This window comes from Cellulosimicrobium sp. Marseille-Q8652, from assembly GCF_965112045.1.
Map to the genome: position 1 here is coordinate 2,067,789 of NZ_CBCOPS010000001.1, position 11,839 is coordinate 2,079,627.

General features: G+C 76.0%; 10 protein-coding genes. 2 read left to right on the forward strand and 8 right to left on the reverse strand.

What is annotated here, in order from left to right; genetic code table 11:
- Positions 1 to 969 carry a hypothetical protein gene (locus tag ACWPWV_RS09120; protein WP_454042606.1) on the reverse strand — a complete coding sequence of 323 codons (969 nt, stop codon included), beginning with the start codon at positions 967 to 969 and terminating at the stop codon, positions 1 to 3.
- Between the two features lie 56 nt (positions 970 to 1,025).
- A complete protein-coding gene (locus ACWPWV_RS09125) occupies positions 1,026 to 2,333 on the reverse strand; it encodes an exonuclease domain-containing protein (RefSeq protein ID WP_454042607.1) in 1,308 nt (435 codons plus the stop codon).
- 112 nt (positions 2,334 to 2,445) lie between these two features.
- On the opposite strand from ACWPWV_RS09125, the gene ACWPWV_RS09130 reads away from it, so the two are divergent.
- Positions 2,446 to 4,128, forward strand: coding sequence for an acyltransferase (locus tag ACWPWV_RS09130; protein WP_454042608.1), 1,683 nt, complete (start codon positions 2,446 to 2,448; stop codon positions 4,126 to 4,128).
- 77 nt (positions 4,129 to 4,205) lie between these two features.
- Positions 4,206 to 4,889 (forward strand): SDR family oxidoreductase, encoded by a 684-nt coding sequence (locus ACWPWV_RS09135; RefSeq protein WP_454042609.1) that lies wholly within the window; start codon positions 4,206 to 4,208, stop codon positions 4,887 to 4,889.
- A 75-nt stretch (positions 4,890 to 4,964) separates the two neighbouring features.
- On the opposite strand, the gene ACWPWV_RS09140 is transcribed toward ACWPWV_RS09135, so the two are convergent.
- The 6 genes from ACWPWV_RS09140 to ACWPWV_RS09165 form a co-directional block, all read right to left on the reverse strand.
- Positions 4,965 to 6,728 (reverse strand): M20/M25/M40 family metallo-hydrolase, encoded by a 1,764-nt coding sequence (locus tag ACWPWV_RS09140; RefSeq protein WP_454042610.1) that lies wholly within the window; start codon positions 6,726 to 6,728, stop codon positions 4,965 to 4,967.
- A gap of 223 nt (positions 6,729 to 6,951) precedes the next feature.
- Positions 6,952 to 7,401: a hypothetical protein gene (locus ACWPWV_RS09145; protein WP_454042611.1), complete on the reverse strand. Its 450-nt coding sequence runs from the start codon at positions 7,399 to 7,401 to the stop codon at positions 6,952 to 6,954.
- A 121-nt stretch (positions 7,402 to 7,522) separates the two neighbouring features.
- Positions 7,523 to 8,842, reverse strand: coding sequence for an NAD(P)/FAD-dependent oxidoreductase (locus tag ACWPWV_RS09150; protein WP_454042612.1), 1,320 nt, complete (start codon positions 8,840 to 8,842; stop codon positions 7,523 to 7,525).
- A gap of 127 nt (positions 8,843 to 8,969) precedes the next feature.
- Positions 8,970 to 10,802 (reverse strand): AMP-binding protein, encoded by a 1,833-nt coding sequence (locus tag ACWPWV_RS09155; RefSeq protein ID WP_454042842.1) that lies wholly within the window; start codon positions 10,800 to 10,802, stop codon positions 8,970 to 8,972.
- Positions 10,803 to 10,911: 109 nt separating this feature from the next.
- Complete coding sequence (locus ACWPWV_RS09160) at positions 10,912 to 11,199, reverse strand: hypothetical protein (protein WP_454042613.1); 288 nt, start codon at positions 11,197 to 11,199, stop codon at positions 10,912 to 10,914.
- A 2-nt stretch (positions 11,200 to 11,201) separates the two neighbouring features.
- Positions 11,202 to 11,834: a class I SAM-dependent methyltransferase gene (locus ACWPWV_RS09165; RefSeq protein ID WP_454042614.1), complete on the reverse strand. Its 633-nt coding sequence runs from the start codon at positions 11,832 to 11,834 to the stop codon at positions 11,202 to 11,204.
- Positions 11,835 to 11,839: the final 5 nt, after the last annotated feature.

Below are 11,839 nucleotides of genomic sequence, written 5' to 3' on the forward strand. Positions count from 1 at the left end.
TCAGCGGCCGCGGGCGGCGCGCCGAGCCTTGCGGGCCTCGGCGGCGCGCTCCTCCGCGGCCTCGAGGGCGTCGTCGGCGGACTCGAGCGCGGCCTGCGCCTCGTCCTGCGCGGCGCGCGCCGTCTCCAGCCGGGCGCGCGCCTCGTCGCGCTCGTCGGCGAGGCGGGCCAGCTCGTCCTCGATGCGACCGAGGTCGTCCTCGACCTGCGTGACGACGTCGCCCGCCTCCCGCGCGCGGCCGTCGGCCTCGTCGCGGGCCGCCTCCAGCCGGTCGACCTCGGCGGCGGTCTCCTCGACCGCGCGCTCGGCCTCCGCGAGAGGGTCCGGCTCCTCCGCGTCCGCCGGCTCGGCCTCGGCGCCCGGGCCGCCGGCCTTCCTGCCGGCCGCGCCGCGTCGACCCTTCCGCACCGGGGCGGGCTCGCCGTCGTCCCGCACCACGCGCAGCGTGACCACGTCCGCGGGCTCCCCGCCCTCGTCGACGACGCCGAAGCCCACGTGCTGCAACGCCTGGCTCAGCCGCCCGGCCTGCACGACGGCGCCCGCGTCGGGGTCCATGACGGCCGCCGTGAGCGTCTCGGCGAGGCGGTCGACGGCGCTCGCGGAGACCGCCCGCCCGGCCACCTCGCCGGCCTTCCGGACGGTCCCGACCAGCGCCTCGGCACGTTCGCGCCGCAGGCGGTCGAGCGCGGTGATCCGGGCGCGGTCGCGGTCCTCGGTCGCCGCCCGCAGCTCGTCGCCGAGCGTGACGAGAGCCGCGACCTCGTCGGGGTGCTCGCGCGCGACCTGGTTGACGACCCACGCCGCGACCGTCGGCTTGGGGAGCCGCCCGACGCGCTCGGCCCCGACGGCGTCGCCCGACGCCTTGATGCGCTTCGACGCCGCCGTGCGCGCGACGACGAACTGCTCGAGCGGCAGGGCGTACAGCTCGTCGAGCAGGGCGTCGACGTCGACGGGTGCGTCGGGGCTCATGGGGACAGCCTCCCCGCTGGCCGCGCCTCGCGCAGCGTCGAGCGGGAGCCGGGTGCTCACGCCGTGCGGGCGACCCCGGCCGTGGTCCGCCCGACCTCGTCGAGCATCCGGGTGAACGCGTCCTCGGTGACGATCGGGACGCCGTAGCGACGCGCCGTGCGCGCCTTCGTCGAGAGCGAGTCCGGGTCCGCCGCGACGACGAGCCGGGTCCGGCGCGTGACGTACGCCCACGGCGCGAGGCCCGCTCGCCGCACGGCGTCCTCCCACGCGGGGCGCGAGCGCCGCATCGACCCCGTGAGCACGACCTCGTCGCCGGGGGCGAGCGCGAAGCGTCCTCGCCGCGGGCCGCCGCCGGGCGCCTCGTCCACGAGGCGCGCGCCGACCGCGGCCTGGGCCGCGGCGAGGACGTCGTCCACGTCGAGCCCGAGCTGGCCGGCGACCTCGTGCAGCGTCGGGTCCGCCGCCAGGGCGTCGAGCACCCCCGCCTCGTCGACGCGCTCGCCGAGCGCCGACGACCCGGCGGCGTCGAGGACGTCGCCCGCGAGCTGGGCGAGGTGGTCGCGGTGCAGCCGCTCGACGTCCTGCCGGTCGAGCCCGGCGCGTCGCGCGGCGTCGAGCAGGGCGCCACGCTCCGTGTGCGACACGTACCGGTCGAGCAGCGCGAGGTCGAGCAGGGCGAGGTACTCGCCGGTCGGGTCCCCCGTGACCGCCGCGGGCCGGGACGGCCCGTCGAGGGCCGCGAGCCAGTGGCCGTGGAGCCGGCTCGCGCCGCGCGGCACCGGCTCGACGTCGAGCGCGGGCGGCAGGGTCCAGCGCACGCCGTCCGCCGCGGCGCGCGCGACGCCCCAGCACTCGTCGTCGCGCGCGACGTCGAGGTAGTGCGCGAGCAGCCCCGCCGTGGCGCGGGCGTCCCCGAGGGCCGAGTGGACGCCGTCGTGCCGCACGCCCACGGTCGCGCAGCACGCGGCGAGGCTGCGCGAGCCGGTGAGCCAGCGGCCCGCGAGCTGTTGCGTGCACAGGCACGCGAGCGGGTCGATCGCCGCGGCGACGCCCGCGCGGCCGAGCTCCGCGCGCAGGAAGCGCGTGTCGAACGACGCGTTGTGCGCGACGAGGACCCGGCCGTCGAGGAGCCGCAGGAGCGACGGGGCGACGCGGTCGAACGTCGGCGCGAGCGCGACGTCGGCGGCCGTGATGCCGTGCACGTGCTGCGGCCCGAGGTCGCGACCGGGGTTGACGAGGGTGCACCACTCGTCCTCGACCCGGCCCGCGTCGTCGACCAGGACGACGGCGACCTCGGCGACCCGGTCGCCGAGGCGGGGGGAGAACCCGGTGGTCTCGAGGTCGACGACGGCGAATCCGGGCACGGGCACAGTCTGCCCCACGCCGCCGACGCCACGGCCGGCCACGCGTGACCGTTTCCGTTCGCTTGCGCCACGGCCGAGGACGGTCCGGTCCGCCTGTGCGAGCCTGGTGCGCGTGCCCGGCCCGCTGACCCCCGACTTCGCCCCCTGGACCTTCGGCACCACCGCCTCGCCGGAGCAGCGCGCGGCCAACAGCGACCGCGTCGAGGCGCTGCGCGCCGCCGGCCACCCGATCGGCGCGGGCTGCGTCGTCTCCGGCCTCGCCGACGTCGACGCGGACACCTTCTCCCTCGGCGACCGCAGCTACGTCGCGGCGCACGCCCACGTCACGGGCGACGTCGCGATCGGCGCGGACTGCTCCGTCAACGTCTCCGCCGCGATCCGCGGCCGCGTGACCGTCGGCGACGCCGTGCGCATCGGCAGCCACACGAGCATCCTCGGGTTCGACCACGCGTTCGACCGCCTCGACGTCCCCGTGTTCCGGCAGGGCCTCACGTCGCGCGGCATCACGATCGGCGACGACGTGTGGATCGGCGCGCACGTCGTGGTCCTCGACGGGGTCACCGTCGGCGACCGAGCCGTGATCGGTGCCGGGGCCGTCGTCACGCGCGACGTGCCGGCCGACGCCGTGGCCGTCGGGAACCCGGCGCGCGTCGTGCGGGACCGCCGCACGGGCGAGCGCCCCACGTCGGCCCGGCGACCGGACCGCGACGACGAGCGGTCGCGCCGGCTCGAGCGGTTCGGGGCAGAGGTCGTCGCCACGCTGCCCGCGCTCGTCGCGCGCGCCGTCGACGGCGAGCACCTCCGCGACGCTCCCGGCGCCCCGCCGACCGTGCGCGCCCGCTGCGACGCCGTCGAGCTCGCGGCGCTCGCGGGCGGCGTCCCCCCGGGCCTGTCGCGCGACGAGCACGCGCGGCGCCTCACGGACCTCGTCGGTCCGGACGGTGCCATCCCGGAGCTGGGGGAGGAGCCCGGACCCGTGCCCGACGCCGCGTCGCCGGTCGGCGCACGGCCCCGCGGCCCCGGCGCGTACCACGTCCTGTGCGTCGGCTACGCGCTCGACCTGCTCGGGAGCCGGCTGCCCGCCGTCCCGTACGCGTCCGCGACCGCCGAGGAGGTGGTGCGAGGTCTCGAGGCGCTGCCGTGGGCGACGAACGCGTGGGGCGCGGGCTCGGCCGTCGACACCGTCGGCACCGCGCTGACGTGGGCGTGCGAGGCCGGCGCCGACGTGCCCGCCGGGGCGCGCGAGACGCTCGTCGGCTGGCTGGTCGAGCACCGCGACCCCGTGACCGGGCTGTGGGGGGCGCCGCGCGCGGCCGACGGGTGGCGCGAGCCGGTCAACGGGACGTACCGGCTCGTGCGCGGCACGTTCGCGCAGTGGGGGACACCGCTCGGGCTCGGGCGCGAGCTCACGGACTCGGTGCTGCGGCACGCGTCCTCCGGGGTGCTCGACGCGCCGCGTGTCACGGCGTGCGACGCGCTCGACGTCGTGCACCTGCTGTGGTGGGCGCGCCGCTGCGGCGCCGACGGCTACCGCTCGGGCGAGACGGACGACGTCGCGCGCCACGTCCTCGACGGCGTCGTGGGGCGCTGGGCGCCGGACGGCCTGGCCTTCGCCCCGGAGGGGTCCCGGACGGCGCCGGGCGGTACGGCGTCCGGGGTCCCGGAAGGGCTGCCGAGCCTGCAGGGCACCGAGATGTGGCTCGCGACCGCGTGGTACGCGGCCGACCTCGTGGGCCGCTCGGGCGTGCTCGGCTGGGTCCCCCGCGGGATCCACGCACCCGCGCCGCGCGCGTGACCCACGGCCCGGGTGGCGGCGGGACCGCGCGCGGGCCACGGTGGACACTGGCCCACCCCCCACGGAAGGACGCCCCCATGAAGGTCGCCGTCATCGGTGCCCACGGCAAGGTCGGTCGCCTGCTCCTGCCGATCCTCGCGGACCGCGGCGAGCACGCCGCAGGAGTCGTGCGGCGCGAGGAGCAGGTGCCGCTCGTCCGCTCCCTCGGCGCGGAGCCCGTCCTGCTCGACGTCGAGCACGCGTCGACCGAGGAGATCGCCGCGGCGCTCGACGGGTTCGACGCCGTCGTGTGGAGCGCCGGGGCCGGTGGCGGCTCCCCGGAGCGCACCTATGCCGTCGACCGGGACGCCGCGGTCCGCTCGATGGACGCCGCCGCGTCGGCCGGTGTCCGTCGCTACGTCATGGTGTCGTGGATCGGCTCCGTCCCCGAGCACGGCGTCCCGCAGGACAACGGCTTCTACGCTTACGCGGACGCGAAGCTCGCCGCGGACGACCACCTGCGGGCCAGCGGCCTGGACTGGACGATCCTCGGGCCGGGCACGCTCACCGACGACGACCCGACGGGCGCGATCACCGTCCTCGGCGACGAGGCCGAGACACCGGAGGGCGCGGCGTCCCAGGTTCCCCGGGCGGACGTCGCGATGGTCGTCACCCAGGTGCTGCGCTCGCCCGCGACCGTCGGCCGGTTCGTGCGCTTCACGTCGGGTGACGCGCCCGTCCTCGAGGTGTTCGCGGAGCAGTCGGGCACGCCGCAGCCCTGAGGCTCTGCGCACGTCGCACGAGGACGGCGACCGGGTCCGCGTGGACCCGGTCGCCGTCCCTGTGCTCGCCAGGCGTCAGCCGCAGCTGATCGCGTCGTAGGGCACGTCGTAGTACTGGTGCCGCGGGTCGCCGTCGTTCCACCGGTACGCGCTGACCGTGGCGCTGCCCGCCTCGACCGACGCCGAGCGGGTGGTGAACGACTGGTACGCGTTCGAGCCGGACCCGACCTTCGTGAACTTCTTCTGGCCGAAGTCCGTCGCGATCCGGACGTCCGCCCACCCGGTCTCGTCGTTCGTCGCGCGTACCGCGACGTACGCCGTGCCGTTGACGCAGCGGGTCTCCGCCGCGAGCGCGGTGAGCTCGGGGTTGCCCGCGCCGTTGACCGCGAACGTGTCGTCGGCGAGGGACGCGACCGCGTGGCCGATCGCGCGCGACATGATGTCGAGCGCCGTCGGGTCCACGTTGTCGATCGTGTCCTCGGGCGAGTGGTAGTTCGGGTCGTAGTAGATGCCCTCGGTGCCGCCGAACAGGGCGACCTCCTCGGCGGTCTTCGACCCGTCGGCACCCGTGAACAGGCCCGACGACGGGACGCCGTTGTTGATGAAGGCCTGGTAGTCGGAGCGGCCCGAGAACTCGGTGTCGACCCACGGCTGCCCGATCTGGTCGAAGTAGTCCGTGAAGACGTCCTCGGTCTCCGGCGAGCCCGCCGGCACCTCGACGGGCGCCTCGTACGTCGACTCGTCCGCGTCGTACACGCCGATGATGTAGTTCGGGGACCCGACCATGTCGAAGTTCAGGTACGTGGCGATGTCGTCGAGCGCCTCGGGGTCGTTCTCGACGAGGTCGTCGACGTAGTGCGTCGAGCCGACGAGCCCGACCTCCTCCGCGCCCCACCACGCGAACCGGACCGCGTTGTCCGGCCAGCCGTCGGTCTCCGCGGCCGCGGCGAGCTGCACCGCGACCTCGAGGATCGCCATCGAGCCGGTGCCGTTGTCGTTGATGCCCGGGCCCTCCTCGACGCCGTCGAGGTGCGCGCCGGCCATGACGACGTTGTTCGTCCGGCCTCCCGGCGTCTGGGCGATGACGTTGAAGGTCTCGAACTCGTCGACGTGGTACTGGTAGTCGTAGGTCGCCTCGGCGGCGGCGCCCCCCTCGAGCGCGGCGAGGATCGCCTGGCCGTCCGACAGCGAGAGACCGACGGTCGGGACCCACGCGCCCGCGGCGCCGAGCGTCGGGTTCAGCGGCTCGTCGACGTTGTTGTAGAGGATCACCGCGACGGCTCCGTCGGCCATGGCGTTGGTGACCTTGATCGAGAAGGCGCACGAACCGCGGCTGACGAGCGCGACGGCGCCCGTCGCGTCGACGCCGTCCCAGTCCGCGGCGGTGCAGCCCTGGCGCAGGTCGTCGACGGGCTGGACGATCGGCGCCGTGACGCCGTCGTCCGGGGTGGCGGGGGAGAACTCCGCGGCGTAGAGGTCGTCGGCCGGCTCGACGCCCGCCGCCGTGAGCGACAGGTCGTCCACGACGAAGTCCTCGAACGTGAAGTACTGGCGCTCGGGCGTGTAGCCGGCGGCCGTCAGGGCCTCCTCGACGTACACGGCGCTGGCCTCGTAGCCCGGCGTCTCGAGCGCGCGGCTGTTGCCGTTCGCGTCGGCGATGCCCTGCAGGTCCTCCAGGCGGTCCATGACCGCGTCGCCGGTGACGAGGTCCTCGAGCGGGAGCGGGTCGGCGGCGGCGCGCAGGGCGCCGGCGGGCGCAGCGCCCACCGGCGCAGCGGACAGGACCGCGAGCACGAGGCTCGCGGCGGCTGCGGACGGGACGAACGTTCGTGGTCTCACGCATCCTCCTCGGCAGTGGGCCCCCGCCGGCCGTCCCCGGTCGTGCCGAGGGATCAGCCGAGTCGCACACGAGACGCGACGGTGCGAGGACTCGTGTGAACGTGAGCGTAGGCGCTGCCGGGAACGCCGTCGAGAGGCCGGGTGCCCGGCGAGCGTCCCCGGGGACGGTCACGGAGCGCTCAGGCGGGGCCCACCGCCGGATCGCGGGTGGCTCGCGGGCGGCTCACGCGCACTGCCGCGCGGTCGGCGCGGCGACGAGCACGACCGCGGCGGACTCGTACGTGAAGGTCCCCGCGGCGGGCTCGTGCCCGCACACGGTCCACCCGTTCGACCGCCCGGCGACGGCGTCCCCGCGGCGGGCGTCGACGACCTGCACGGTCGTCGCGTCCTCGCGGTCGAGCGTGCGGCGGGCCTGCTGGAGCGACGTCCCCACGAGGTCCGGCATGCTGTAGCCCGGCTCGATCGCGACGCGGACCTCGACGCCCTCGCTGCCGCCGGGCAGCGTGGGGTCGGTCGGGTCCGTCGTCGGAGGAGGGTCCGTCGGGGTGGTGGGCTCGGTCGTCGGGCTGGGGGTCGGGCTGCTCGTGGGCGGCGGGCTCGGCGACGGCTGCCCGGGAGACCCGGGCGCCTTGCACGCCCCGAGGAGAGCGACGGCCACCACCGTCGTCGCCACCACACCGTACCGACGCACGACACCACGCACTGCTGACCCCCATGCTCCGGTCTCCGCCCCCTGCGGATCCCGCACCGAGCGTACGTGACGATCCGCGCGGGCGAGCGAGCGGCGGGGTGGTTCAGGCGGACCTGTCCGCGATGTCCGGACGGTCCTGCCCGGCGGGCCGCTTCGGGGGACGGATCGTCGGCACGTCCCCGACGATCGGGATGGGGCGGCGGTGGAACGGGAACCCGTACCGGGTGACCAGGCCCGCGAGCGTCGTCAGGCGGTTGCGCGGTCCGATGAGCCCCATGATGTGCACGAACAGCCACGCGAGCCACGCGACCCCGCGCGTGAGACGCAGCCTGCCCACGACCTCGGCGATCGCGGCGCGCCGCCCGATGACGGCCATGGTGCCCTTGTCGAAGTAGTGCAGCGGCGTCGTCGGACGCCCCCCGACGAGCGCCTGGATGTTGCGCGCGACCTGCGTGCCGGACTGGATCGCGGGCTGCGCGAGCTGCGGCAGGCCGGCGGGCGAGATCGCGATGTCGCCCGCGGCGAACACGCCGGGCAGGCCCTCGACCTGGAGGTCGTCGCCGACGACGACACGCCCTCCCTCGCCACGCGGCAGCCCCCAGTCGTCGACCTCCTCGTGCGGGCTGACGCCCGCCGACCAGACGGTGAGGTCGGAGTGGATGCGCGTGCCGTCGGTGAGGACGACGGCGTCCGGCAGGACCTCCGCGACGCCGGCACCGAGGTGCAGGCTCACGTCGCGCCGGCGCAGCTCGTCGGCGGCATAGCTGCGCAGCCTCGGGTGGAAGGACTTGAGCAGCTCCTTGCCGCGCTGGACGATCTTCACCTCGAACGCGTCGCCGTGGATCTCGGGGTAGGCGGGCCGGAGACCGGCGGTGCGCAGCTCGGCGAGCGCGCCCGCGACCTCGACGCCCGTCGCGCCGCCGCCGACCACGACGACCCGCAGGCCGTCGTCCATGGCGCGCGTCGCGGCCGCCTTCTCGAGCCGGATGAAGAGCGCGTCGCGGATCTTCATCGCCTGCGAGCGCGAGTACATGGGGAACGCGTTCTCCTTGGCACCGGGCGTGCCGAAGAAGTTCGTCGTCACGCCGTTGGCGAGGACGAGGTAGTCGTAGTCGAGCCACTCGTCGTTGAGCAGACGGATCCTGCGCGCCTCGTGGTCGACCGCGACGAGGTGCTCGTGCACGACCCGCACGTTCTTCTGCTTGAGCCGCAGGCCGCGCAGGAAGTAGGTGACGTCCCCGGGGTTCAGCCCGCCCGTCGCGACCTGGTAGAGCAGCGGCTGGAACGTGTTGTACACGCGACGGTCGACGAGGGTGACCCGTACCGGCGCCTTGGCGAGGGCCTTGACCGTCGCCAGGCCCGCGAACCCGGCTCCCACCACCACGACGTGCGGCACGGCGGTGGGCGCTGCGGACTGGGGCACGGGTCCTCCTCGGGACGACGGACGGTGGGCCCGACGGCGCCCGCCAGCAGGACCGCGGACGTCGCCGACGACGTCAGCCAGGGTACGGCGACGCCGGTGCGCAGGCGATCCGGCACCGGTGCGGCGGTCAGCCGCGGTGGCGCTCGACGTCGTCGCGGCCGAGGAGGTCCTCGCGCACGACGCGGCGCAGGACCTTGCCGATCTGCGAGCGCGGCAGCTCCGGCACGACGGCGATCGTCCGCGGCAGCGCGTACCGGGCGAGGCGCTTCTCGCCCCACTCCCGGACCGCGGTGAGGTCGACGCGCGGGGCGGTGCCGTCGTCCGGGCCGTCGGCCGTGTCGAGGACGAGGACCGCCGCGACCTGCTCGTCCGAGCCCGTCCCGGGGAGCCCCACGACCGCGACGTCGCGCACGCCGGGCATCTGCCGCAGGTGCTCCTCGACCTGTGACGGGTACACCTTGAAACCGCCGGTGACGATCATCTCCTTGATGCGGTCCACCAGGGTGACCGTGCCGGCGTCGGGACCGTCGAGCGGCACCTCGACGACGTCGCCGGTGCGCAGCCAGCCGTCGTCGAGGAGCTGGTCGGCGGTCTCGTCCGGGCGCTGCCAGTAGCCCTGGAACACCTGCGGGCCGCGGACGAGCAGCTCGCCCCGGACCGTCGGGACGCCGCCGTCCGGCGTGGCGGGCTCCGCGTCGCGCAGGTCGCCCGCGTCGAGCGCCTCGGCGTCGACGACGCGGATGTCGGTGCTCGGGAACGGCAGGCCGAGGGTCCCGGGGCGGCGGTCGTCGGAGCACGGGTTGCCGAGCGCGACCGGTGCCGTCTCCGTCATGCCGTAGCCCTCGATGAGCAGGCCGCCCGTGGCGTCCTCCCAGCGGCTCGCGGTCTCGGCCGTGATCGGCATCGCGCCGGCGAAGGCGAGCCGGATCGACGACAGGTCCGTCCGGGGCTTCGCCCCGCGGCCCGTCGTGCCGTCGTCGGACGGCGTCCCGGAGGCGGCCGCGACGATCCGGTCGAACATCGGGGCGACACCGGGGAGGAAGGTGGCGGGCCGGCGCGACTGCGCGGCGACGAACGCCTGCGGGTCGAACTTCGGGAACGCGACGAGGGTCGCGCCGATACGTGCCGGCAGCGTGAGGCAGAACGTCAGGCCGAACGCGTGGAAGAACGGGAGGACGCCGTAGACGACCTCCGCGCCCTCCGTGAACCCGGCCCACGCCTGGCCCTGCACGACGTTCGCGACGAGGTTGCGGTGCGTGAGGACCGCGCCCTTCGGCGTGCCCGTGGTGCCGCCCGTGTACTGGATGAGCGCGACGTCGTCGGCGGTGGGGTGGGGGAGCGCCGGGGGCAGGCGACGGGCGCGCCGGACGAGGTCGTGCCAGTCCGGTACGCCGGCGGGGACGGGGCCGCGCAGGGCGTCGCGCTGGGCGCGGGCACGCGCCACGGGCAGGCGCAGGGCGAGCCGCGACGCGGTGGGCAGGTCGCGCGCGAGGTCCACCGCGACGACGGTGCGGAGGCCGGGTGCGGCGTGCTCCGAGCCGTCGCGGGCGGCGAGGACCGCGGGCACGGCCTTGGTCCACACGAGGGCGACGCTCGCGCCGGAGTCGGCGAGCTGGTGCGCGAGCTCGTCCGCGGTGTAGGTCGGGTTGTGCTCGACGACGACCGCCCCGAGGCGCAGGACCGCGTAGAACGCGACGACGTGGGCGGTGGTGTTCGGCAGGACGAGCGCGACACGGTCGCCGCGCCGTACGCCGAGGTCGTGCAGGGCGCCGGCCGCGCGCTCCACCTCGGCGGCGAGGTGCGCGTAGGTGGTCGTCGCGCCGAAGAAGTCGACCGCGACGCGGGCGGGCCAGCGGCCCGCCGCCTCGGTGAGGGCAGCGGTGACCGGCTCGTCGGGGATCTTCACGTCGGCCGGGACGCCGGGTGCGTAGCGGGACGTCCAGGGCTTCGTCGCCAGCATGTTCACTACGCCACCGTAACCTACGGTTGCGTAGGTTGTGTGAGGTCCTTGGTCACCCTGAGCGGAGTCGCCCGTCAGCGCGTCCGACCGGTGACCGGATCGCGAGGAGTCAGGCGGGGTACCAGCGCGCGCCCCACCGGCGGGTCAGGCGGCGGTCCGACGCCGCCGCGAGGGTCCGCACGCCGGCCTCCACCGCGCGGGCCACCGTGTGCGCCGCCTCGTCGCCGTCGGCGAGGAAGCGCACGGTGATGCGTGCCTCCCCGCGCACGACGCCGACGTCGTACGCCTCGACGGTCGTGCGCTCGCGGCCGGCGGCGACGGCCGCGGGCAGGACGGACTCCGGGTCGGCACCGGGCCGCAGCAGGCCGACGGCGAGCGTGACGCGGTACGACGGCACGCTCAGCGGCCCGGAGCGGTCGGCCGCCCGCCGTCCGAGAGGACCGCGACGAGGAAGTCGGCGTCGGGGGACCACGGGCGCAGGTCCCACGTCGCGAGGGCGAGGTCCACGCGGAGACCTGCCGTCGCGGCGTCGGCGAGGAACGCCTCGTGCGCGTACCCGCGCCCGGCCCCGAACCCGACGACCGCCCGACCGCCCGGCGCGAGGTGCGCGCGGAAGCGGCGCAGGACCTCGGCCTCGGTGCCCGGCGCGAGGAACGTCATGACGTTGCCCGCGCACACGATCGCGTCGAACGGCTCGACGCCCTCGGCGACGAGGTCCAGCTCCGCGAGGTCTGCGACGCGCCAGTCCGGGCCCGGGTGGTCCGCGCGCGCGGCGTCGACCAGCACCGGGTCGACGTCCACGCCGACGACCGCGTGCCCGCGCGCCGCGAGCTCCGCGCCCACCCGGCCCGGGCCGCAGCCGGCGTCGAGGACGCGCGAGCCGCGCGGCAGCATCGCGTCGACGAGCCGGGCCTCGCCGGCGAGGTCGGCGCCGTCGGCGGCCATGCGCCGGAACCGCTCGACGTACCAGGTGGAGTGCGACGGGTCGGCGGCGACCTTCTGCTCCCAGCGGGAGGGACGGGCGGTGCTCATTCCCC